This window comes from Halobacillus litoralis, from assembly GCF_004101865.1.
Classification (GTDB): Bacteria; Bacillota; Bacilli; order Bacillales; family Halobacillaceae; genus Halobacillus; species Halobacillus litoralis_A.
Genome location: NZ_CP026118.1, coordinates 3,227,980 through 3,251,838, shown reverse-complemented (window position 1 = coordinate 3,251,838; position 23,859 = coordinate 3,227,980). Strand labels below are relative to the sequence as shown.

Sequence of the window (23,859 nt, the reverse complement as noted above, 5' to 3'; positions counted from 1 at the left end):
TTCCTCCTATATCTTCCTGCATTCTTCTAGTATCATCTCTTGGACATCTGTCTGTTCATCTGTACTCACATCCATATGGAAATAAGTAAGATCCATACAGAGGTTTTGAAAATCTTCATTCTCCCCATCGACAGGGTAGTTATTCTTGTTGGCGATATCAGCGATAATTATAGAAGAACGCAAGCTCAGCTTCGCTTTATCGTTGTTGGAGCGTTCATTAACCTGACGGATGAATCTCACAATTTTCTCTGCATTCGCCTTATCAATATCAGTTCGCTCCACGACCACAGCGACTTCAGCCTCTTCCTCCATACCCTCGAAAGGGAGGGTGATCATCCGATCCAGCAGCGCATCCTGTGTCTCAAAAACACCGACATATTCTGTCGGATTGCTTGTGAAGATGATAGAAAAATCAGGGTGAACCTCGATATGAGAATTTTTCTTTTTTGCTCCATATAAAGGAAGGAGTTTTTCCTCAATCACAGACAAAAACAAGTTGTTCGTATCTGGCCGTGATCTTGTGAACTCATCATAGACTAACGTATGGCCGTACTTGACAGCTTCATATAAATGACCTTCAACCCAATCCTCTGATACATTTTCCTCGATTTTTCTAACTGTCTTTACAAAGTTATCGTTTAGTTTTTTCCGAATGTATCCTTTATGGGCTCCAATCAAATCCTCGTTTTTCAAATCCTGATTCCCGCTTATCAATGTCACAGGTCTCTTCCTCAACTTAGCCACATGTAAAGCGAGTGTCGTTTTTCCAATTCCAGAGGGACCAGTGTAATGAACCGGGTAACCAGCTGATAAATAGCGTAAAGACCGTTTAATTAAACTTTTGAAAAAGGGATGGTCGTAGACACGCGCTGTCGTTGAAGAATCAGATTTCGTCTGTGTTAATTTCGACATTGTCCATCCCTCCGGTCACTGTTCCTCATGTTCTTCGATATCGCTCCGGTAACGCATGCTCAACCTTGAGAAGCCGGTAATTTCATGATTTTCGTCGAGAAAGGCTTCGTACAGGCCGACCATCTGGTCACGGGCATACTTTTTCATGTATTCTTTTTCCTCGATCACTTCTACAAGTACACGCCACTCTCCCTCTTTCTTACGTGCCGAAATGATTTTGTGAGGGGGGGCTATGTTTTCATTGAAAAATTGCGAGACTTCATTTAATACTTTCATAACTTCACCGACCTCTCTTTCACTACAGAAGGAGGGTTGGATTATGCCCAACCCTCTTATTCTTATATACTGAATTCTCCTCGTTGATTAGGTGAGGAATCTTGTTCGCCGATTCGATTACCAAGACCTTCATCTTCTACCTCATCGCGCAGTAACCCGACAGCTTCTGCATAACGCAACCATGTATCAACACTGGCGATGACTACTCGTGCTTCTACGGTTATTAATTCGATTCCGACTACCGATACACGAGCAAAGGCATCAATGACGATCCCCTTGTCTAAAATACGGTCGACCACTTCTGCTAGACTTGAACTGTCTGTAGACTTTTGAATTGCCATTTTCTTTCACATCTCCTTTGTTAAGAATGATAGGTTTTAATGTCAGAAAGGCCTTTCACATCTTTAGGTCCTTTTATTTGCGAAGAGCTCTTGATGTTTGAGACCCCTTTGATGTCCTGAACACCTTTGATATCCTGGATGCCCTTGATCCGGTGATTTCCGGATTGGCTGTTGTTGTTCAAAGATTCTTGGATCTCACTTCCGGATTCCTTGAGAGAAGACATCTTCTCCCGTAGCTTCAGAAGCCGATCCTGCACTTTTTGTTTCGCCTCTTCCGCTTTGGAATGAGCCTGTTCAGCATTGGCGTCTGCTTTTTCCTGTAAGTTTTCTTTCATTTTCCCGGCTTGCGACTGCAATTGGTTTTTGAATTGTTCTCGGATGAAATCACCAGTCGCATCATCCATTTCATCCTTCGCATGTTCTTTAGCCTCTAAGGGATCATCCGATTTGCGAACAATTCTAGTAAGTCTGGGCATGCCTTTCCGGATAACTCTTGCTGACTTTTTAACACCCCCTTCGATTTGGTCAATCATAGATGGGTCCTTATTTTGTTCCGTGTTCTTTTTCTCAGACATCTTCACCACCCTTTACGAATTGCCATATTGAAAAATCGAAAAATTGGAATGGCTTTCTATCCTTACTTCCCACACACATATAGGCGAAACCCTGATTTGCTCCCAAATCGTCGAAAATGGTAGTATTTACATCCTTTATGACAGGCCCATCGAATCAAATGACCTATCAAATTAATGTTTTTTGCCCATGCTTTATCTTTTATTACAAAAATTACAAAAACATTATTTTCAGAGCACACAGAGTTCAATTTTCAAAATATTGGGACTTGCGCAACTTCTATGTAAAAAACACTCTTAAAGACTTAAAAACTACCTCCTCTATCCCAACCCTCATTTCGCAGGATTTCGTCAGATTTCTCCGAATTACTAGAGTATATCTTTTAAAGGAGGAATTATTTTTGAAGTTCAAAAAGTTAGCCACATTGTCCCTCGCCGCGTCCCTTGTCATCATGCCGACTACGGGGTCTGTCTTTGCAGATTCTCAGCCAGAATCGCTTAACAAGGTAAACGTCCAGGAGGACAAAGGAGAGTATGTAAAAGGAGAAGTCGTAGTCAAGTACAAACAAGGTAAGTCCCTGAACGCTAAGCAAATGGAGAAGTTCGGTGCGAAAGCAGAAAAATCAGAAGTAAGTAGCGCAGTCGTTGATTCAAAGGTTAAAGTACTTAAGGTCGGAAATGTAGAAGCAGTCGTTAAGGCTCTTAACAAAAATCCAAATGTAGAATACGCAGAGCCGAACTACGTTTTCGATGCAACATGGTCACCAAATGATACTTACTATAGCAATTACCAATATGGACCACAAAACACAGACACTCCAGCTGCTTGGGATATTACTCGCGGCAGCAGCAGTCAGGAAATCGCGATCATTGACTCTGGTGTCGATTACAATCACCCTGACTTGAATGACAAGACGATCAAAGGTTACGATTTCGTCGACAACGATTATGATCCAATGGATGAGAACAATCACGGCACACACGTCGCAGGTACAGCAGCTGCGGAAACGAATAATGGTGCAGGAGTGGCCGGAATGGCACCGAACACTAATATCTTAGCCGTACGAGCTCTTGATGCAAGCGGCAATGGTTCCTTGTATGATATCGCTGATGCCATCCGTTATTCAGCTGATGCCGGCGCTGAAGTCATCAATCTTTCATTAGGTTGTAACTGTGATACACAAACGTTAGAGGATGCCGTCAACTATGCCTGGAGTAAGGGCTCTGTTGTAGTCGCTGCTGCTGGTAATGATGGAGTCTCCACAACTTTCGAACCAGCTTCCTACGATAATGTCATCGCCGTAGGTGCCGTCAATCAGAACAATAGCAGGGCTTCTTTCTCCAACTACGGAACATGGGTGGATGTAACGGCTCCTGGTGTCGACATCGCTTCTACCGTCCCTAATAATGGATACGCTTATATGTCCGGAACGTCGATGGCATCTCCACACGTAGCCGGTCTTGCTGGGCTGTTGGCTTCCCAGGGACGTTCGAACAGCAACATCCGTGCTGCCATCGAGCAAACAGCTGACCCGATCAGCGGTACAGGCTACTACTTTGAACATGGCTTGATCAACTCTTATGATGCAGTAAACTATTAATCTGTGAAGAAATGAGGCCACGACTTGTTCGTGGTCTCATTTTTATGATTGATTATCTTTCATTTCGGTAAGACTATCTCGCTTGGACAGGTCATATGTTTTTTCGGACAGGATAAACTAGCAGTCTGACAGATTTACCCCTGAATCGGATAAAAGTCCTCTTTCATCAGCTCAATTATGCGAGTGTTCAGACAGATTCTCCGTTCACAAACTTGTCAATTGACGGGACACGTCCCATAAGCTATATTTAAATTAACAAGGGGAGTAGCGACCGCATAAAGCGGTTGATGAATCGTCATTCCGGTGTTCGTCCACCTGGTTCATCAAACTATGACCATAGTCCGCAAGACCTTGGCCTAATACAGGGCCAAGGTCTTTTTTATTTGGGATCTGGCTCGACATCCACAGGAGGAGATCTACCATGGTTTTTATTTTGTTCGCCCTATCCGCATTCGTCGTCGTCTTAGCAGCTATTCAACTGAACCGTTTCGGTGATGTCATTAGCAGAAAGTCTGCTTTGAGCGGGGCTGTCGTAGGAACATTTCTGATTGCCGGCGCTACATCACTGCCGGAATTGACCACAAGTTTGACTGCCGTATATATCGATAATCCCGATATCGCTGTAGGGAATATGCTTGGAAGTAATGTCTTCAACCTATTGATTTTGGCTGTTGTCGATATGTTTTACCGAAGGAAACGGATGTTCAATTCGGTCGACCGCCGCCAACACCTGCCGTCAGCGATTGCAGGGATCGTCTTCACATTAGTCATAGCAGCATCATTACTATTCAATTTTAATGCTTCTCTTTTCAATATTGGAATCGAAATGTTCGTTCTCGTTGCGCTCTATATCGTGACGATGAAGTTCTTCAATAAAGGGGAAGAAGAAGAAATGGATGAAGCAGCGGCGACTGGAAGAGATTATTCTTTGAGAGCAGCAAGCATTGGGTTTGCCATATGTGCACTTGTGGTTTTCGGCGCAGGGAGTGCCTTATCGATCTTCGGCGATCAACTGGCACAGCAAACAGGCATGAGTTCAAGCTTCGTTGGTAGTTTTCTCATTGCCGCCTCTACCTCGTTGCCAGAACTCGTCACTGTATTAGTCGCTTTTAAGCTGGCTAATTATGGCATGGCCGTAGGATCGATTCTGGGGAGTAACCTATTCAACCTGCAATTACTTGCTGTGACAGATGTGTTTTACCAAAAAGGGGCGATCCTGAGTGCACTGACTTCTTCCCACCTCCCGATTGCTTTACTAAGTATAGTCATGCTGGTATTGACCGTCTTCACTTTGAATCGGAAGCCGAAGGAAAACAGCTTGTATTATGCAGCTCCTTCATTAATCATCATTTTCCTTTATTTTGTGACATCGTATAATTTATTCTGAATGTGAGAAAAACCCGTCGCCATGATAGGCCACTGAAAAACCTTTTCAATCAAGAGTAGCTGTTAACGTTTGTTGTTGCTTCTCACGAATCACTTGTCAGTGGATGCTTGCCACGGGCACGGCCTCAGCTAACTTGGTCAAGAAGATCACTTGACCAAGTGGATCTTCGGCTCGCGCTGTGCCCGCATGCGTCACCACCGAACGCTCATCGTGGAAGCAACGAGGCGCTTCTAAAAGAATGATTGGCCCGTTGGCGATATTCACTCTCCCTATAAAACGAATATTAATGCTCTTGGAGGAGTACGAGTCCGAATATTTCATCGCAATAAAGAAGCCGAGTTGAACGAGAAATCGTCCTACTCGGTTTTTTCTTTGCTTGATAATTCAGGATGTTACAGTTCTTCAGTAGACTCCGCCATGACGTGTTTTTCTTTATAGATTCATAGAGGACATCCATTCTTTCGGATTAAATAAAAAAAGCTGGAGGAGTGAAATCCCCCTCGCAGCTTATCTATTATAATACTTTGCTCAAAAATTCCTTCGTTCTAGGGTTTCGCGGGTTACCGAACAGGTTCTCGGGCACATCTTCCTCCATGATGACCCCTTCATCCATGAAAAGCACCCGATCCCCTACTTCCCGCGCGAAGCCCATCTCGTGGGTTACGACAACCATTGTCATCCCTTCCTGCGCCAAGTCTTTCATGACAGCGAGGACATCACCGACAAGTTCCGGGTCAAGCGCTGAGGTCGGCTCATCGAATAACATGATTCTCGGCTCCATCGCAAGGGACCGGGCAATCGCCACACGCTGCTTCTGGCCACCTGATAAACTTTCAGGATACGCATCAGCTTTATCACTTAGACCGACTTTATCCAACAGGGGACGGGCTACTTTCTCCGCCTCCTTTTTCTTCATTCCTTTTACCTTAATTGGACCGATTGTGATATTCTCAAGCACCGTTCTATGAGGAAAAAGATTAAAATGCTGAAACACCATTCCGACACGGGAACGAACTTCATTAATATTGATTTTCTTATCAGTCAAATTGTCGCCTTCAATCAGTACTTCTCCTGATGTTACTTCTTCCAGCAGGTTCAGGCAGCGTAAAAATGTACTTTTACCTGAACCGGAAGGACCGATGACACAGACCACTTCTTGTTCTTTGATTTCTGCATCGATTCCTTTCAAAACTTCATTGGAACCGAATGATTTGTGTAAGTCTCTGACAGTAATCATTATACATCCAGTCTCCTTTCAACTCTTCTCAAGTAAACCGCTGTTGGTACTGTGATGATCAAGTACATGATGCATACCATCGTCAGCGCCTGGAATGCTTGGAAGGTCATACCGTAGTACTGCTGACCCATGTAAAGCAATTCCCCTACAGCGATGACTGAGAAAAGTGATGTATCCTTCAAGCTGATGACGAACTGGTTCCCAAGCGGTGGAATCATTCGTCGGAAAGCCTGAGGCCAGATGATATAACGCATGGTCTGATTTCGAGTGAGTCCAATCGAACGACCTGCTTCTTCCTGCCCTTTATCAATCGAGTAAACAGCTCCACGCACGATTTCTGCAATGTACGCCCCTGCGTTAATAGCAATGGCGATGATGGAAGCTGTGATTTTATCAATATTGATTCCCATCAAGTCGGATAAACCAAAATAAATGAATAAGATCTGAGCCAAAATCGGTGTTCCTCGGACAGCTTCTACATACACTGTGGCCAGTCCGTATACAAGCTTATTTTTCGATAATCGTGCAAAACCGAAAATCGCCCCAAGGACAAAACCGATGATCAACCCTACAAAAGTGATTAGTAACGTCCATACCAAACCTTCAAGTAAGAAAGGCATGACACGATAATAGTGGGATTCCGTAATAAACTCCATATGTGTAATCGCTCCTTGTGTTTTGAGTTGTACGATTCATGTCATTTAAAAAGCTAAAAACGTCCTATGTAGACACGAGGAGCATAAGAAAAACGATGAATGGCAAGAGGAATCGATTGTCTGATGATTCAAGTGTCTGGACGCTGGAGCCGTATGTTCAGAAGGCAAAGACAGGTGAAAAAGCGTAACAAGCCAACCACTTGCTACGCTCTCCCTGATCAGCTATTCTTGCTTGTCCTTCCTATTATTCTGATGATTCTGTCCCGTGCTTACGCTCACCGAACCATTCTTCATAAATATCATCATACGTGCCGTTGTCAATCAACGTTTGAAGCGCTTCGTTCACATCTTCCACAAGCTCAGAATCCTTCGGAAATGCGATTCCATATTGCTCACCTTGCAAAATGTCGCCAGCCGTCTTCAAACCATTAGAATCGTTAGTTACATAATATTGAACGTTCGGCACATCATACATGACAGCATCTAAACGGCCGGATTCAAGATCCATGTACGCTTCGACGATTCCAGGGAATGTGACCAATTCCGCATCTGGATGATTATCTGTGATATAGGATTCACTTGTCGTACCAGAGCGGGTTCCTACCTTTTTACCTGCTAAGTCCTCTTCGGATTTGATTTCTTCATTATCTTCACTTACAGCAAGCATCAAACCGGCATCATAATATGGATCAGAAAAATCAATGGTTTCTTTACGTTCATCAGTGATAGTCATACCGGCGATTCCGATATCATACCGACCGGATTGCATACCAGCGACCACTCCATCAAACTTCATCGATTCAATATTGATATTGAAACCAGCTTCATCTGCGATCGCTTTGATAAGGTCGATGTCGAACCCTTCCATTTCACCTGTCTCTTCATTCATAAATTCAAAAGGCACAAAGTTGTTATCCGTTGCGACCGTGTAGGTTTCTCCAGAATCGTCTGAACCTGAATCACCAGAGCCTGACGCACCTTCGTCTTCGCTGCCACAACCAGCCAGCAACATGCCGAGTACTATAACCATGATAAATAAGTACCATTTCGCTTTCATTCATTTTCCCCCTTTTATTATCTGAACTCTATTATCTCAAATTTTACTACTAATTAAAATTTTCTGAATAATGTGTTTTTAGCTCTTTTCGGGCAAATTAATGAATTTTAATGTGATTTCCGAAGCCTGGCTAACATTTCCGGCATATTAGTCCTTTTTCCTCTTATTTCATGTTAAATTTTCGCAAAAATGATGTTTTAAATTTGTATGGCAGGGTAGTAGAAGAGGATAGGACAAGACTCCTAATCTAAAGAAGGGAAAGGTTTGAAATGTCAAATGAATACCAATTGGATACTAAGGAATTCCATTCGCTGAAAACAGCTTCCTATAAAGTCTTTGAAGTGATCGCTAAACGGCTGAACGTCCAAACCGCGTACGTCACCAAAAGAGGGGAAACTGCGATGACAGTCCTCAGCTCGTATAACAAAAAAGAAGAAATCATTCCAGAGGGCTATTCGGTGGAATATGGCGGTACTTACTGCCGTTTGATCATCAGTAATAAAGAAAGTTCACTGACGACGACAAATCTCATGAAAGATGAACTTACCAGAGAGCTTGAAGTATCGTCACAGCTCCAGGTGAAGGGTTTCCTGGGAGTTTCATTAACCGATTTGAACGGTCATGTCTTCGGGACTTTATGCGTGATGGATAAAGAAGAAAAAGAATTCACAGAAGAAGATATCGATTTTCTGAAATCAATTGCCGGTGTGCTCTCCCATATGATAGAACTTGATCAAACCCAATATAATATGGCCTTACTCAATGTTCCTATCATCCCCATAACAAAGGGTGTTTCAATTTTAACGATACAAGGAATTATCGACGAACGCCGGGCTGAAAAGATTCTTGACAATGTTCTCACTTACGGAACAGAAAATGATATCGAATACTTTATCATCGATCTTTCAGGGTTGGTGATCAGGGGAAACAATTTCCCACAAGTATTTGGTAAACTGGTTCAATCTCTACAGTTGATGGGGATCGAAACAATCATAACCGGCATTACACCTGAAATCGCTCAACGAGAAGTGGAAAATATTGCTCTGACGAATTTGAAGACAAAAACAGCTTCCAACCTTGAATCTGCGCTCTCATATATCGGTTTTTCCTTAGTGGAAAGCCCCTAAAACTCGCCATAGACGAGTTTTTCTTTTAGCGTTCAGTTCCATATTTTTACACCTCAAGTCAACCATATTTTTCCAAATATAAAAAACCCGTTAGCACGGGTTTTTTTAAAAACAAATTATTCTTTTTCTTTTTCAGACTCAATGACTTCACCTGTTTGACCGTTCACAGTTACATCATATTCATGCGTATCGTCTTTCAATTCAATTTCATAATTCCCATCGTCGACTTCCACTTCTACAATCTCTCCAGCTGATTTTTCCTTAGCGATTTTCTCTGCTTCTTCTTTTGGCACTTTCAGATTTTCGGCAGCTTGTTGATCTGAATCATCATCAGACTTTTCCTCTTCATCACGGTCGACTTTGATTACTTCCCCCGTAATTGCATCAACGTCAACTTCGACTTCTTTTCCATCCTCTGTTTTTCCATCGATTTCATAATAGTATTGATTATCGTCGTTATCTTTTTCGACTTTATTAATCGTAAGTTTTTTCACTTCATCTGTCGCAATCGATTCCGCTTCCTTTTGGGAGACTTTCACTTCTTCAGACTTCCATTGATTATCACCTGCTACGGCACTCACGCCAAAAGCTCCTCCTAATGTGACAACTCCTGTAATCCCTGCGATCATCAATTTTTTCTTCATCATTTATTCCTCCTCTTGTTGTTCTACTTCCACTATAGCCATCAAAGATGAGAACAAATGGTGAGGAAAATGAGAATTTGATGAGAAATCAATCATCCCAACTAACAGTCATGATTTCGCCGGTGATGGCATGAACTTGTATCGTTGCTTCACTTTCGTCTTCTTTTTCTACTTCGACGAGATAGAAAGAGACCTCGTCCTCTGTTTCAAAATCAACATCATCCACTGTACCATCAACTTCCTTCAATGCTGATTCACGTGCTTGTTCTTCTGTTATCGGTTTTTCAGAATCCGTCTTCTCATCCCGGGGCGGTTCTGGGGAGTTGTCGTCTTCCTCAGCCCCCTCTTCAATTCGCTTCATATCCGCTATTTGGCCGTTGTCTTTCAAAACAGCAATTTCATACAATCCTTTTTCAAGTTCGATGGTCGCCAAATAATGGTCATCCATCGATACGAAGTCTGTAATCGTGCCATGGTATTGCCCTTGTATTTTGTCCATTGCCTGCTCTTTGCTTAGCGGTTGGGCATTCAATGTTTCGTCGACGATCTGCCAACCGATGATAACCAAAACGAAGAGTCCAACAGTTGAAATGATTAATTTAAGAGACTTCGACATTTCCTCACTCCTCTCTTTTCATCTTAATTGATGAAAATGAGATTTCACTGAGTAATCGGCAAGGAGATGGTCACAACCGTCCCTTGGCCTATTTGACTTTTCAAGCTTATTTCTGCGCCTATCGCTTTAGCCAGTTCTTTCGCCATCGATAAACCGAGCCCATATCCATCAGTTCTTGACTCTTCCACTTGATAGAAACGGTCAAAAACTTTTTCTAACTCCTCAGCTTCCATCCCGATTCCATGATCTACAATCTGAATCTCAGCCTTCTCTGCAGTGGATACGAGGCTGACTTCAATTTGATCCTCGCTGTATTTTCGCGCATTATCCATAAAAATATAAATAAGCTGCTTCAGTTTTTGCTCATCTGTGTCGATGGTTACATCCACTGCTGCCTTTGTAATTACATCCCGGTGGTAAGCTTTTTCAAAGGATGAAACCGTCGAGTGTAATAATGGAAGCAACTGTTTCGATACTATGGTCACGTTCCAATGTTCTTCCTGTTTAGCTAATAAAAGCAACTGTTGCGTCAAATCACGCATCCGCTTTGCTTCTGAGTGAATCGCATCAACTGATTCCTGAAAAAGCTCTTCATCCTGTTTTCCGCGTCGTTTCAAAAGACTGGAATAAGATTCGATGACAGTCAACGGGGTTTTCAACTCATGGGAAGCATTTGAAACGAATTGTTCCTGTTTATGATAATTCTCTTCTAACTGATCAATCATATCATTGAACGCATTCGCCATTTGGTGCAACTCATCCTTTGACTTCCCTTGCGTGTCAATACGTTTAAACCTTCCACTCCCCCGGATTTGCTGCATCGTATCGATTAATGAAGCAATCGGCTTTGTGATCAAATTGCTGAGAAGGCGGGCAGAAATGAAGAGGGGAAGAATCGCCAAAACCGTAACTATGACCAGAACCAGCCGCAGAATATCGAGATTCTCCGCTGACGTTTCTAAACTTTGTGTCAACTGCAAAGCGGCCACTTCACCTTCCGACCAAATGATCGGGATAGAAACGAAACTATGGGGAGTCCCCTCATAGCTTTCTATTTCCGCTTGTTCTTGTGGGTGAAAATCGTAAGCCTGCTCCAGCAGATATTGTTGATTTCCTTCTGCAATACTTTCAGCTTGTCCATTTTGCCGGACAATCCGAATCATTCCATTCGCCGGTACGTAAGCACGCAACAGCTCAGAAGAAGGAACCGTCGTTTGATTTTCAGTCACCCCTGAGACGATGCGCTCCGCTTCCTCCCGGGTTTGCTCTAGATCACTCTCATAAATGATATGACTAAATGAAAAATAGACCGCTCCACTGACTAAAAGGAGGAGAACTATGAATAGCGCTGTCGTGTACACATGAATTTTATTACTCAGTTTCATTGCGGATCCTTCAGCACATAGCCGACGCCTCTCACTGTATGAATCAGCTTCGGCTCATAGTGCTTATCGATTTTATTCCGTAAATACCTGACATACACATCCACAATGTTCGTGTCACCATAGTAATCATAGCCCCAAACCCCATCTAGAAGTTGATCGCGATTCAGCACCTGCCGCTTATTTTTCAGCAAATATACAAGTAATGAAAACTCTTTGGCGGTCAGCTCAATAGAGTCATCTCCGCGATGGACTTCATGAGTTCCCGTATTCACATGAAGATTGGCCACCTTCATGCCTTCTTTCTGCTCAGGATTTGTCCGTAAAGCAACACGGATTCTAGCCAGTAATTCCTCAAACTCGAACGGCTTTGTCACATAATCATTCGCCCCAAGGTCGAGACCTGTCACCTTATCCTCAACCGCATCTTTTGCCGTCAGCATAATTACTGGTGTTTGCTCATCTCCTGATCGGATTCTGCGCAATACATCTGTTCCACTCAAACCAGGCAGCATGACATCAAGCAAAACCAGATCCCACTTTTGTTCCCTGAAAAGCTGCATGCCATCCAGTCCGTCATGCGCTTTTGCAACCTGATACCCCTCATACGTGAGCTCAAGTTCTAATACACGTGCGATTTTCTTTTCGTCTTCTATGACAAGAATGTTCGGTTTGCTCAAAGCTTATCCCTCATTTTTTTCAGCATTTGTTATGGCTATTTTAGCATAGAACGTTTCGTACTGATGACAAGGTAAGTTGGCTGAAGAGCGCATTGCGGGGTCGTACTGGAGCAGGGTATTTTTTTGCGGCTGCTCCAAGGTTTTCGCGCTCTCCCCGATTTCATTGCTCTCACGCCGGTGCCCCCATTGTGCGCAAGAAAAAAGCGATCCCTTCAATCAGAGATCGCCTTCCTATTATTTCGGTCTAGGTTCTGCTTCCATCAGCAAATCGACAAGGTGGACCGAATCTATTTCCCTACTCAAGCCTTCACGCTCAATCCCCAGCTTCATCTGCAATAAGCATCCAGGGTTTGAGGTCACTACGCCAGCTGGGTTCTTTCCACAAACGTCCTTCATTTTCACGTCTAAAATATCCATCGCATCTTCATAGTTGACGATGTTATAGACACCAGCAGATCCACAGCAGAATTCAGGCCGGTCAAGTTCCTTTAAAGTCAGTCCGGGAATTTGACGGATCAACTCGAGGGGTTCATTCTCTACTTTCTGGACATTTCTCAAGTGACAGGAAGGCTGATAAGTGACAGTCCGCTGCAACTCTTTTTCAAAGACGAGACCATCCATTTCCACCAATACCTCCGAAATGTCTTTCACTTTGGATACGAAGTGCAATGCACGCTCATGCCATTCCGTCCCGCTTTCAAAAAGGGCATCATATTCAATCATACGCGCCCCGCATCCCCCGGCATTATTGACGATATAATCGAAACTTTCTTCTTCGAACGCTACAATATTCTGCTTCGCAAGTTCTATGGAAGTATCGATTTTTCCTGAATGGGCATGCAGAGCGCCACAACAAGTTTGCTCCTCAGGAAAAACGACTTCTGCTCCGCTCCTCAGCAGTAATTCCATTGTATTTTGATTCGACTCAAAGAAGACGCTATCCATGATACAGCCTGTGAAAAAGCCTACTTTCGCTGCCGCAGGACGTTTTCTTACATAACGCGAGGCTCGGTCCTTACGTTTTTTCGGTGAAGGCATCGACGGCAGAGCAGCTTCAAATTCATGGATGTGGAGTGGAGCGCGCTTGGTCAGACCAAAACGCCGGGACACTTTTTGCAAACCGGAATTTTGATAGATCCATGTTGCATTCCCCAGAGACTTCATCCATTTGGATGATGGGAAGAATGATTGAAAGAAAAAGTCCTCCATTAATTTGCGCGGTTTCGGTTTCGATTTCGCTTCTTCTTCATCAATGACCTCTTTCGCTCCCTCAAAAATCGCTCCATATTGTACATTAGTCGGACACACTGTTGTACAAGCCATACAGCCGAGGCATTTCTCAATCGGTTCTTTCAAATCTTCCACGGTCGCTTTCCCTTCTGCGACCATTTTCACAAGATTGATGCGGCCGCGCGGGGAGTGGGTTTCTTTTTCCATCGTTTCATAAGTCGGACAGGCTGGCAGACAATAACCGCATTGGACGCAATCGAACGTCTTATCATAATTCAACTTTTCCTTCAGAAGTCCACTCATTTATGAAGCACCAACTTCTGCCCTTTTTCCGGAAAAATTTTACCTGGATTCATAATTCCATTAGGGTCCCAGCTATCTTTGATCCGCTTCATCATCTCGAGGCCGATTTCACCAAGTTCAAGTTCCATGAATGGTGCTTTCATAGTCCCGATGCCATGTTCTCCTGATAGCGTTCCACCTAAATCGAGTGCCGCCTGGAACATCTCTTCAACAGCAAGTTCTACCCGCTTCATTTCTTCAACATCACGTTTGTCACAGAGTACATTCGGGTGTAAATTACCGTCCCCGGCATGGCCGAATGCGACGACCTCGACATTGTATTTCTCCTTAATGTCTTGAAGGCGGTCCATAAAGTCCGGGATTTTGCTGCGGGGAACAGTGGCATCTTCGGAAACTTTCGTCGGCTTGATTTTTGCAATGGCTGGTGATACTTGTTTTCTGGCATGCCATAAACGGGCAGCCTCCTCATCACTTTTAGGAATGATTACTTCTTCAGCACCGACCTCTTGCATGATTTCTTCTATCAATTTACGTTCAATCCGCAATGTTTCCGGGTGCCCGTCAAGCTCGATAATTATGACAGCAGCAGCATCGACAGGTAAACCTACTGGCTGGAAGTTCTCAACAGCAACAATACAAGCCTGGTCCATGAACTCCATTTTCGCAGGAAGTATCCCTGATGTAAGGGTCTGGGAAATCGCTTCTCCAGCCTTTCGTACACCATCAAAGGCGACCATCATCGTTTGGACAGCTGGTGGTTTCGGCATCAATTTCAGTGTCGCTTCAACGATCACTCCCAGCGTCCCTTCAGACCCGACGATCAGCTTCGTCAAGTCTATCCCCGTGACATTTTTTATCGTCTGACCACCAGTCTGGATGATTTCGCCTTCAGGTGTGACAATCTCAAGGCCGAGGACGTGGTCTTTCGTCACCCCATACTTCAATCCCCGTGGACCTCCGGAATTCTCAGCAAGGTTTCCGCCAATCGTGGCTACATGGGCACTGCTTGGGTCTGGAGCATACATCAAGCCGTGCTCTTCGGCAGCCTTGTTGATATTACCTGTCAACACACTAGGTGCTACCGTTACCGTAAGATCGCGTGGCCTGAGGTTGATGTCAGCAGGCCACTGAGACATATCCAGTACGATTCCGCCATGGACAGGCAGTGGCCCACCACTTAAACATGTACCAGATCCGCGTGGATAAACAGGCACTTGAAATCGATTCGCTATTTTCAATACGGATGCCACTTCCCGCTTTTCTTTCACCTGGACGACGGCATCCGGTAAATATTCGCCAAAGGAAGCATCAAAGCTGTAACTGTGTCGGTCGGCAAGTGAGGTGAGCACCCTTTTTTCTGGTAAAAATTCCAACAGTTCCTTTAACCATTGTTCCATCGTGGTGGCTCCTTTCTATGATTTCGCAGACTTCGTACGTGAATTTTTCCCCTTTAAGACATCCATGACATCGGTAATTTCATGAAAATAGTCGGAAGCATCATCCCATTGTTCTGTAACCAGATTGACAAAAAGGATATCAATCATATGTAGCTGCGCCAATCTTGAGGATGTCGCCCCGCTTCTGAATGGCGCAGGAATTTCGCGGGAGGCGGAAATATATAATGGGATGTCCGCATAGGCGGTGACCGATGATTGGCCATAACGAGTCAAGCTGATCGTTTTCGCCCCTTTACGTTTAGCGATTTCCATAATCTTCGCTGTCTCAAATGTTTCGCCTGAAAAAGAAATGCCGAATACGACATCATTTTCTTCCACATTTGCAATGTTCATGGCGGCGTTATGCAAATCCGTAAACGCGGATGTCGCTTTATTCATACGGAGAAATTTCTGCTGGGCATCTTGAGCGATGATCCCTGATGCTCCCACCCCGAAAAAGTGGATTTTCTCTGCCTGTTTCAACACTTCAACCGCTTTCGACAGTGTTCGGTAATCCACAAGCTCCGTCGTTTCCTTAATCGCCTGCAAACTGTTATTCGTCATTTTTTCAACAATTGAGTCAGAAGCTTCTCCTGGTTGTATGTCACGGAACCGCGCTTCCGGTTTCTTTTGCAAATCACCTGAAATGCGCAGCTTCAATTCCTGCAGCCCTTTTAAACCAAGTGATTTACACAAGCGAATCACCGCGGCACTACTCGTTGAGCTCAATTCCCCCAACTGAGTGGCTGTACAGTGAATCGCTTCATGAGGCTGATCCAAAATAAATCCAGCAATCTTTTTTTCAGATGGCGGCAGCTTGTCTTTCATTTCATTCAGCATGACAAGTCCACCAGTCAGTGAATTCTTCATTTTTCTCACCACTCTTATCCTTTAATAGCTCCTTCTGTCATCCCTTTCACAATCCGGCGTTGGAAAATAGCGTACAAAATGATGACCGGAATGATGGCGATGACAAGACTTGCGAATAACGTTCCCCATGAATTGGTGTACTGGGTTTCATTACTGATATAATCGATCGCCAGAGCAAGCGTGTAATTTTCTTCGGATTGTAAAAAAATCAAGGCCATGAAATATTCATTCCAAAATTGAATCATGTTCATGATGGTAACGGTGATAATACCCGTGGTCGATAGTGGGGTGATGATTTTCCACAAAATGCCGTAAGGGGTCATCCCATCAATTGCAGCCGCTTCTTCCAAAGACTTTGGAATCGTTGCCATGAAACTCGTCAGTACGAATATACTGAAAGGCAGCTGGCTGACGGCATATACGATACTGAGTCCAAAAATGTTGTCTAATAAATTCAATTGCATAAGTAAAAAGAACAACGGAATCCAACCAAGAACCATCGGAATCATCATCGCAGAAATATACAACGTAAACAAGAAGCGATTGCCCCGGAACCTCATGCGCTCCAATGCATAAGACGTCGGAATAGCCATCGCCAGCGTCAACGTCGCCCCGAGGCCTGTCACGATGAAACTGTTGAAAACACTCGTATCAATATTGTAGTTGCTCCATGCATCGACGAAATTGGACAAGCTGAACGAATCCGGGAGTCCCCATGGGTTCGCATAGATTTCCGCGTTAGACTTGAATGAACCAAGAATCATCCAAAAAATCGGATACAAAACAGCCAGTGACCAAATAATCAACGGAATACGCACGATTGAACGTGAGAAAAAACTGCCTTTTTGCACTGTATTCCCCTCCTATCTTTTAATACTCCACTTTCTCTCTTCTCATTAAGAATTGCATGATCAATACCGTGATCAACGATAAAATCAATATCATGACACCGATTGTTGCGCCATAACCGAAGTTGTATTTTACGAACGCCTGCTCATATAAATACGACCCCATCACGTGTGTCGAATTATTCGGTCCACCTTTTGTCATAACCTGGACGATGATGAAAGACCCGTTCAAAGTCGTAATGATAATGTACAGAATCGATATTTTGATTTGCGGCCATATGAGTGGCAGTGTCACTTTCCAAAACTGCTGCCACTCTGTCGCCCCATCGATTTCAGCCGCTTCATAATAACTCTTCGATATATTCGATATCCCGCCCATCAACATGAGCATGAATAAACCGATTCCTGCCCAGACTGATGGTAAAACAAGACTTGGCAGCGCCCATTTCTCACTTCCGAGCCATGGTCGTGTCCAATTCTCAAGCCCAATCAGTTCCAAACCAGAATTGACCAGACCAAGACTCGGGTTATAGATGAACATCCATAGAATACCGATGACGACGACCGACATGATATTCGGGAAAAAGAAGACGATCCGATAGAATGGAGCTTCTTTGATCTTCATTTGTGTCAAAGCCACCGCGAAAAATGTAGATAAGATCATGATGCCGATGACTTTTGTCACTACAAGGAAATAGTCGTGGAGGATAGTTCTGGGGATAATGCCGTCACTGAACAGACGACGGTAATTCTCTAACCCGACGAACTCTGCCAGGGATGACGCCCCCGACCATTTGAAGAAAGAATAATAAAGCCCGTTGAATAATGGGTACAGTGTGAATACTGCAAATAATATAAACGTCGGGACGAGACAAAAAGCTAAAAATAAATTTCTTTGCCGACTCGACTGGACCATAAAAACACCTCTTTCTTATTTCTAATGTGCAAGCGCCTTGGGCAGCCCCGACAAGCATAAGCAAACCTCTGAAGTGGCGTTTTTGCCACAGCAAAGGGCTTGCTTATGACCTCGAGGGGCTAGGCGCTGGAACTGGACGATTCTAAAGTGCAAGCGTCCTGGGAGACACGACAAGCATTAGGACGGAGCTGATTTCTCTCCTGGTTACATCTGCTACGCCGATTTCAATCTCCGGTTCTGTGTCGAAAAAAACGACGCTTACCTTTCTAAAATGACAAATTACGCTGCTTTTGTAAGAAAAAGTGGAATGCGAAGACGAACTCAGCGCCTCCACATTCCACAACATTCTTACTCCTTGCTATTGCGGTATTCAGCCGCTGCTTGTTCAGCTTCTTCAACGAATTCTTCTGCTGTAATATTTCCAAGCATCAGAGAAACGAGTGAGTTGCTGATTGGAGTTTCTAATTCTGAACTCATCGGGTGAGGTTTCTGGTGAATCTGCACCTGCTCTGGATCATTGATCATGTCGTTTGCTTCAATCAAGAATGGAGGTACGTCCTCACTTGAAGACAAGTCGACACCTTGTAAATTCATGATCGCACCGGTATGTTCAGAAAAGCTTTTCGCATATTCTTTTGTAAAGACGAATTCAACAAAGGCTTTCGCCGCTTCCGGGTTCTCCGCTTGTTCTGCAATCGCTAGTGGGCGAAGGTCTGGAACAATAGCATATGGTTCGCCTTCATCCTGCATTGGGGAAGGGATGAAACCATATTCGAAATCTTCAGGCGTATCATTCGCCATTTCATTCGGGAGCCAGAATCCGACTGGAATAAATGCATTATCATGGAGTAGGAAGTTCATTTGAGATTGTGTATGGTTCAATGCACCGAAACCAGAATCAATCATCCCTTCCTGCTGCATCTTCTCGACTTTTTTCATAACATTAAGGACAGGCTCACTCGTCCAGGCTCCTTCAGCGCCTGTGATGACATCATTCAATAATTCGTCGCCACCTGCAGCACCGAATGCTGGATAGAGTGCACCGCGTAAGAAGTAGTATGGGTATTGACCTGTCGTTACGAAAGGTTCAATACCTTCATCTTCTTTGATTTGACTCATAGTATCCATAAAGCTTGGAAAATCGGTCGGAACTTCCCAATCATTTTCCTCGAACCATGCGTTGTCATACCAAGTTCCCCATGTATCGAATACCAATGGCAGACTGTAAATCTCCCCATCGTATGTCGCCGGGTCGACAATGAAGCTTTCACTTAAAGCAGAACCATCTTCAAGCTCGACACCATCCATCCATTCAGTCAAATTCATCAACTGACCGTCTTCCACCATTTGCGTTTCACTGGACCCTGCACCATCGATGTAAACGACATCTGGTGGGTCATCGGATACCCAGCGGGACCGCATTTCCTCATTAATATTAGGACCTGCATGTTCGGTAATCGTCACGTCCGGATATTTTTCCTGAAAATCACCAATGACTTCTTTCCACCAGGAGTCTCCATACCCTCCGACAAAGTACTGGATTTCCAGTTCCCCTGAGATTTCACCTGATTCTCCTGAATCTGAATTTTCATCCGAAGTCGTCTCGTCCTCTGTTCCTTCACTATCCGTTTCATCCGTACCCGCTCCCGGAGCACAACCTGCTAACAAAACGAATGTGAACAGGATCCCCAACATCAACCAAGCAGATGTTTTCCGCCACATGCTCAACATAAGCTCCCCCTTTTGATTGAAAAATTTATTTGAAACCATCGTGTGGTATTCAAATCAAGATTGTAATTCTATTGCCATACGAAGCTGGCCATCACTTTTTTCCAAAAGCTCTGCTGCTTTCTCATAAGATACATTACGCTTTAACATCACAATCGCAGGCTTAACCTGCAAATCCGCTTCCTGCAGCGCTTGTTCAGCTTCTTCATAACTTGCGTCCGTGCATTCCATGAGGATGCTTTTTGCCCGCTCGCGTAATTTATAGTTGCTAGCATGAACATCGACCATCAAATTCTCATATACCTTTCCAAGCTGGACCATCGCTGTCGTACTCATCATGTTCAAGACCATCTTGTGAGCAGTCGCTGACTTCAACCGTGTCGATCCTGTCAGCACTTCCGGTCCGACAATGACTTCGATCGGACACTCAGCGAAAGAACTGATTTCAGATTTATGGTTACATGAAAGGGAAATAGTGTAGGCCCCTTTCCGACGACCATATTTCAAAGCCCCGATTGGATAAGGGGTACGACCGCTTGCTGTAATTCCGACAATCACATCTTCAGGTGTAACCTTTTTTTGCTGCAGATCCAATTCACCTTGTTTTTCGTCATCTTCGGAATTTTCCCTGGCTTTTGTGAATGCCTCTCCTCCACCGGCCATCACTGCCTGAACCATATCCGGATCTGCCATGAACGTCGGCGGACATTCGGAGGCATCGAGAATACCGATCCGGCCACTAGTTCCTGCACCTACATAAAATAATCGGCCGCCATCTTTCAGTGCTTTGGTAATTTGCTTAACGGCCACTGTCACAGATGGCAGTACTCGTTTGACAGCTTCCGCCACCTTGTAATCCTCTTCGTTCATGACAGCCAGGATTTCTGCCGTCGTCATTTGGTCCATCTTTTTCGTACGATCGTTCCTTTGTTCTGTCGTTAAATATGCCAATGAATCAGTCATTTTCTACACCACCTTCTTTCCTTATCTGTGCCAGCAACGCCGCCCCGAACTCCGGAGGGGCATAGGGCTCTGTGAAAACTCCTAAATTTCTTTGGTGGATCTGGTCGATGAAATATTCTTTAATTATCGCAGAATGTTTAAAGATGGATCCCGCTGCTGTCACAGGGGTTGTTGGGGCAAACCCATTCACTGCTAGAGTTTCGACATGAAGCACCAGCTCCTCTGCTGCTTCCGTGAGGATTTTCACGGCCACTTCATCTTTTTGCTCAGAGGCTTTGATGACACTTTCAGCTAAGCGGGCGATTTCATGTTTTTCATGAGTTCGACTGTATATGTACCGGACTAGCTGCCTGGGGTCTTCCAGCTTCAACTTTTGCAAAACCAGTTCGGTGATTATCGTTTCCGGCCCGCGTCCATCTGCTGCCTTCGCTATTGATGATAGCGCTTTCAAAGATAAATAATATCCGCTGCCTTCATCTCCTAGCAAATGCCCCCATCCGCCACATCGATGAATCTTCCCTGATTGATTGACTCCAATAGCATTCGATCCTGTTCCTGCAACGACGAGAATTCCTTCATATGTATTCGGTAAAAGGGACCCCCTCCATGCAGCTAAACTATCTGATCCGACAAATAAATTACAATTTTCAGACAATTTAAGGTTTAAAAAAATTGTCCCCACTATCCTGGACATTTCTGTTTCATCTTCAGCACGCCCAATACCTGCAAGACCTAATCCGACACCGGTCAGTTCAGAAGGAGCGATGGAATATTGCTGCATCCCTTTTCTTATGAGTGCTTCAAGACGAACACCCGCCTCTTGAAAACCAATGACATGAGGATTCGTGCCCTCGCCCGTTACGACCATCGGTTTCTCCGGCATTTCGTTACGATCGGCTTCAAGAAAAAGACAGGTCGTCTTCGTCCCACCACCATCGACACCAATCACATAACTCATTGATTTCCTCCCAATGATTTCTTGTTTTAATTATAGATTCTCTGAATTTTTATGTCAATGAATAGTTTTGTATTCTGTAATATTATTTCAAAAAATTGTCCAGTTCTGTCGAAAATCAGTAGTGAACCCGGCGCATACTATCAGTTCCTTGACACGTCTTTCAATATTTTCAGCAGGCAGACTTGTATAATTTTTGCTTCAACATACAAAGTCCTGAAAACATGACATTACGCAAAACAGCCTAAGACTAGTCAACATGAATGGAAATCAGGTATGTTAGAGATAGCTAGTATTATACAGGAGGTGCTCCATCGATCTATGAACAGACAACACCCTTTCAAAGTCGCATCCATCCAATACAATCCAAAACTTAACCGCCGAAATGCAAATATACGTGAACTCAAGTCCCTCGTCCGACAAGCTGCTGAAAATGGAGCAAAGCTGATTGTAACTCCTGAAATGTCGACGACTGGCTATCACTACCTGGACCGCTCTGCTATCAGCACTTATGTGGATACCATTCCAGGCCTTACGACAGACCATTTTTCCGAAGTGGCCAAAGAATACGGATGCTATATCGTCGTCGGGATGGCCGAAGAAGATCTGGAAACAGGACTTTATTACAACTCCTCCGCACTTGTCGGGCCTGATGGATATATCGGCAAGTACAGGAAAATCCACCAGTGGGTCGTCGAGAATTATTGGTCCTGCTGGGGTGACATCGGCTGCCCTGTATACGAAACAGAAATCGGTAACATCTCGATGATCATTTGCCAGGATTCCACCTATTTAGAGTCGGCACGCCTTGCAGCAGTCAACGGGGCAGACATCTTGTGTTTCCCTACGAACTCATCCAGTGCGTCGATTTCCATGCTGCAGCATTGGTCAGAAATGAACGGTCTATATGTAGTCAGCGCGAACCGCACAGATAAAGAAGAGGATTTCCAAATGATCGGGGCGAGCGCTGTCTGGTCGCCACATGGTGAGAAATTGGCAGAAGCTCCTGTCTCACGGGCAGAGGATGGAACGGATGATTACATTTTATATAGTGAAATCGATCCCTCTCAATACGATAACCCTGGAAAAGACCGGCTTCTCCAAAGACGGATGGATTCTTATAAGGACCTGATGCTATTTCTTGGTCCATGGGATTATACAAAAAATACCCAGTCCAGGCATGTCAAAGCCGCTGCTATTCAATATGAACCAGAAGTAGGGAACAAAGAAGCGAACTTAAAAAAAGTGAAACAGCTGATTGAAAAGAAAGTAGACGAAGGCGTTCATTTAATCGTCCTTCCAGAACTATCCCTGATTGGCCCAGTGAAAACGAGGAAAAACAGGATATCCATGAGTACGCAGAAACAGATGACGGTTCAACTGTGAAAGAAATGAAGCGAATCGCCCAGGAAATGGATGCCCATATCGTATTCGGCTTTGCCGAAAAGGAATTGCCTCATTACTACAATTCAGCCATCTTGATCAACCCTGAAGGGGAAGTCATCGGCAAACACAGAAAGATCCATTTGGACGAATGGGATGAAAAGTGGGCGACCCCAGGGGATAAGATATCGATTACACCTGTGAACGGTTTCGGCAGAATTGGAATGATGATCGGCTCTGATGCTCTTTTTCCAGAAGTCGCAAGCGTGCTCGCTGTCAAAAGAGCGGATATGATTTGTATTCCGACAAGCTGGAACGGCAAATACGGAACTGAATTATCAATGAATCAGGAGATGTTCGCAAAACCATATCCGAACGGTACCGTTTCCACCTGGGACGCTGTGGCCAAAGGGGCTCAAGCGTACACGATCGTCGCTAACTTTGTCGGCACGGATACGCAGTATAGAGGAAGAAGCGCGATCTACAACCTGGACCAGAACTACACCGAAGATGAAACAGTCATTGCATCTGAAACGGAAGAAACAGTATTGATCAACGCGTTCCATACAATGAAAACGGATTGGTGGCTCGATCAAGAGAAGCTGATCCTGACAAGAAGGACGGCATTCTACAAGCCGCTTGTCACGAGAGAGCCTCCATTCTTTTAAACTGAATGGAAAAAACCCGCCTTAGCGCGGGTTTTTTCTTTTGTGCGTGAGTTTGGACAGATTATCAATAG

25 protein-coding genes are annotated in these 23,859 nt (G+C 44.3%); 5 read left to right on the top strand and 20 right to left on the bottom strand.

Annotated features, from left to right (window positions below):
• Positions 1 to 6: 6 nt before the first annotated feature.
• The 4 genes from gvpN to gvpQ all read right to left on the bottom strand — a co-directional run bounded on the left by gvpN (position 7) and on the right by gvpQ (position 2,104).
• Positions 7 to 912 (bottom strand): gas vesicle protein GvpN, encoded by a 906-nt coding sequence (gvpN, locus tag HLI_RS16045; protein ID WP_128525922.1) that lies wholly within the window; start codon positions 910 to 912, stop codon positions 7 to 9.
• 15 nt (positions 913 to 927) lie between these two features.
• The gene (gene gvpO / locus HLI_RS16040) at positions 928 to 1,188 is read right to left on the bottom strand and encodes a gas vesicle protein GvpO (RefSeq protein WP_128525921.1); all 261 of its coding nucleotides are present in this window, start codon (positions 1,186 to 1,188) and stop codon (positions 928 to 930) included.
• A gap of 62 nt (positions 1,189 to 1,250) precedes the next feature.
• Complete coding sequence (gene gvpA / locus HLI_RS16035; RefSeq protein WP_128525920.1) at positions 1,251 to 1,529, bottom strand: gas vesicle structural protein GvpA; 279 nt, start codon at positions 1,527 to 1,529, stop codon at positions 1,251 to 1,253.
• A gap of 20 nt (positions 1,530 to 1,549) precedes the next feature.
• A complete protein-coding gene (gene gvpQ, locus HLI_RS16030; protein WP_128525919.1) occupies positions 1,550 to 2,104 on the bottom strand; it encodes a gas vesicle protein GvpQ in 555 nt (184 codons plus the stop codon).
• 398 nt (positions 2,105 to 2,502) lie between these two features.
• On the opposite strand from gvpQ, the gene HLI_RS16025 reads away from it, so the two are divergent.
• Positions 2,503 to 3,702: a S8 family peptidase gene (locus tag HLI_RS16025; RefSeq protein WP_241655870.1), complete on the top strand. Its 1,200-nt coding sequence runs from the start codon at positions 2,503 to 2,505 to the stop codon at positions 3,700 to 3,702.
• Between the two features lie 421 nt (positions 3,703 to 4,123).
• Positions 4,124 to 5,089 carry a sodium:calcium antiporter gene (locus tag HLI_RS16020; RefSeq protein WP_128525918.1) on the top strand — a complete coding sequence of 322 codons (966 nt, stop codon included), beginning with the start codon at positions 4,124 to 4,126 and terminating at the stop codon, positions 5,087 to 5,089.
• 96 nt (positions 5,090 to 5,185) lie between these two features.
• Here the strand turns inward: HLI_RS16020 and HLI_RS21765 are convergent, their stop codons facing one another.
• From HLI_RS21765 to HLI_RS16005, 4 genes are all read right to left on the bottom strand, one after another.
• Positions 5,186 to 5,353 (bottom strand): hypothetical protein, encoded by a 168-nt coding sequence (locus HLI_RS21765; protein ID WP_164908590.1) that lies wholly within the window; start codon positions 5,351 to 5,353, stop codon positions 5,186 to 5,188.
• 250 nt (positions 5,354 to 5,603) lie between these two features.
• The gene (locus HLI_RS16015) at positions 5,604 to 6,326 is read right to left on the bottom strand and encodes an amino acid ABC transporter ATP-binding protein (protein ID WP_128525917.1); all 723 of its coding nucleotides are present in this window, start codon (positions 6,324 to 6,326) and stop codon (positions 5,604 to 5,606) included.
• Positions 6,326 to 6,982 carry an amino acid ABC transporter permease gene (locus HLI_RS16010; protein WP_128525916.1) on the bottom strand — a complete coding sequence of 219 codons (657 nt, stop codon included), beginning with the start codon at positions 6,980 to 6,982 and terminating at the stop codon, positions 6,326 to 6,328. The genes HLI_RS16015 and HLI_RS16010 overlap by 1 nt, the downstream gene beginning before the upstream one ends.
• A gap of 244 nt (positions 6,983 to 7,226) precedes the next feature.
• On the bottom strand, positions 7,227 to 8,039 hold the full coding sequence (locus HLI_RS16005; RefSeq protein ID WP_128525915.1) for a glutamine ABC transporter substrate-binding protein: 813 nt from the start codon (positions 8,037 to 8,039) through the stop codon (positions 7,227 to 7,229).
• Positions 8,040 to 8,308: 269 nt separating this feature from the next.
• On the opposite strand from HLI_RS16005, the gene HLI_RS16000 reads away from it, so the two are divergent.
• Positions 8,309 to 9,166, top strand: a complete 858-nt coding sequence (locus tag HLI_RS16000) for a GAF domain-containing protein (RefSeq protein WP_128525914.1) — start codon at positions 8,309 to 8,311, stop codon at positions 9,164 to 9,166.
• A gap of 116 nt (positions 9,167 to 9,282) precedes the next feature.
• On the opposite strand, the gene HLI_RS15995 is transcribed toward HLI_RS16000, so the two are convergent.
• The 12 genes from HLI_RS15995 to HLI_RS15940 form a co-directional block, all read right to left on the bottom strand.
• Positions 9,283 to 9,813: a PepSY domain-containing protein gene (locus HLI_RS15995; RefSeq protein ID WP_128525913.1), complete on the bottom strand. Its 531-nt coding sequence runs from the start codon at positions 9,811 to 9,813 to the stop codon at positions 9,283 to 9,285.
• A gap of 85 nt (positions 9,814 to 9,898) precedes the next feature.
• Positions 9,899 to 10,426 (bottom strand): PepSY domain-containing protein, encoded by a 528-nt coding sequence (locus HLI_RS15990; RefSeq protein WP_128525912.1) that lies wholly within the window; start codon positions 10,424 to 10,426, stop codon positions 9,899 to 9,901.
• Positions 10,427 to 10,470: 44 nt separating this feature from the next.
• The gene (locus HLI_RS15985) at positions 10,471 to 11,811 is read right to left on the bottom strand and encodes a sensor histidine kinase (RefSeq protein ID WP_128525911.1); all 1,341 of its coding nucleotides are present in this window, start codon (positions 11,809 to 11,811) and stop codon (positions 10,471 to 10,473) included.
• Positions 11,808 to 12,488 (bottom strand): response regulator transcription factor, encoded by a 681-nt coding sequence (locus HLI_RS15980; protein WP_128525910.1) that lies wholly within the window; start codon positions 12,486 to 12,488, stop codon positions 11,808 to 11,810. The genes HLI_RS15985 and HLI_RS15980 overlap by 4 nt, the downstream gene beginning before the upstream one ends.
• Positions 12,489 to 12,722: 234 nt before the next feature.
• Positions 12,723 to 14,021 carry a (Fe-S)-binding protein gene (locus tag HLI_RS15975; protein ID WP_128525909.1) on the bottom strand — a complete coding sequence of 433 codons (1,299 nt, stop codon included), beginning with the start codon at positions 14,019 to 14,021 and terminating at the stop codon, positions 12,723 to 12,725.
• Positions 14,018 to 15,418: an FAD-binding oxidoreductase gene (locus HLI_RS15970; RefSeq protein ID WP_128525908.1), complete on the bottom strand. Its 1,401-nt coding sequence runs from the start codon at positions 15,416 to 15,418 to the stop codon at positions 14,018 to 14,020. The genes HLI_RS15975 and HLI_RS15970 overlap by 4 nt, the downstream gene beginning before the upstream one ends.
• A gap of 15 nt (positions 15,419 to 15,433) precedes the next feature.
• Positions 15,434 to 16,327 carry a MurR/RpiR family transcriptional regulator gene (locus tag HLI_RS15965; protein ID WP_128525907.1) on the bottom strand — a complete coding sequence of 298 codons (894 nt, stop codon included), beginning with the start codon at positions 16,325 to 16,327 and terminating at the stop codon, positions 15,434 to 15,436.
• A 14-nt stretch (positions 16,328 to 16,341) separates the two neighbouring features.
• On the bottom strand, positions 16,342 to 17,178 hold the full coding sequence (locus tag HLI_RS15960) for a carbohydrate ABC transporter permease (protein WP_128525906.1): 837 nt from the start codon (positions 17,176 to 17,178) through the stop codon (positions 16,342 to 16,344).
• Between the two features lie 19 nt (positions 17,179 to 17,197).
• Positions 17,198 to 18,091 (bottom strand): carbohydrate ABC transporter permease, encoded by an 894-nt coding sequence (locus HLI_RS15955; RefSeq protein ID WP_128525905.1) that lies wholly within the window; start codon positions 18,089 to 18,091, stop codon positions 17,198 to 17,200.
• A 348-nt stretch (positions 18,092 to 18,439) separates the two neighbouring features.
• Positions 18,440 to 19,822 (bottom strand): ABC transporter substrate-binding protein, encoded by a 1,383-nt coding sequence (locus tag HLI_RS15950; RefSeq protein WP_128525904.1) that lies wholly within the window; start codon positions 19,820 to 19,822, stop codon positions 18,440 to 18,442.
• A gap of 54 nt (positions 19,823 to 19,876) precedes the next feature.
• The gene (gene murQ, locus HLI_RS15945) at positions 19,877 to 20,782 is read right to left on the bottom strand and encodes an N-acetylmuramic acid 6-phosphate etherase (protein WP_128525903.1); all 906 of its coding nucleotides are present in this window, start codon (positions 20,780 to 20,782) and stop codon (positions 19,877 to 19,879) included.
• Positions 20,775 to 21,740 carry an N-acetylglucosamine kinase gene (locus tag HLI_RS15940; RefSeq protein ID WP_128525902.1) on the bottom strand — a complete coding sequence of 322 codons (966 nt, stop codon included), beginning with the start codon at positions 21,738 to 21,740 and terminating at the stop codon, positions 20,775 to 20,777. Before HLI_RS15940 ends, murQ begins: the two co-directional genes overlap by 8 nt.
• A 318-nt stretch (positions 21,741 to 22,058) precedes the next feature.
• On the opposite strand from HLI_RS15940, the gene HLI_RS22170 reads away from it, so the two are divergent.
• Together HLI_RS22170 and HLI_RS22165 are read left to right on the top strand one after the other, a co-directional pair.
• Complete coding sequence (locus HLI_RS22170) at positions 22,059 to 23,123, top strand: nitrilase-related carbon-nitrogen hydrolase (RefSeq protein WP_277750294.1); 1,065 nt, start codon at positions 22,059 to 22,061, stop codon at positions 23,121 to 23,123.
• Positions 23,124 to 23,128: 5 nt separating this feature from the next.
• Positions 23,129 to 23,788: a carbon-nitrogen hydrolase family protein gene (locus tag HLI_RS22165; RefSeq protein ID WP_277750314.1), complete on the top strand. Its 660-nt coding sequence runs from the start codon at positions 23,129 to 23,131 to the stop codon at positions 23,786 to 23,788.
• Positions 23,789 to 23,859: the final 71 nt, after the last annotated feature.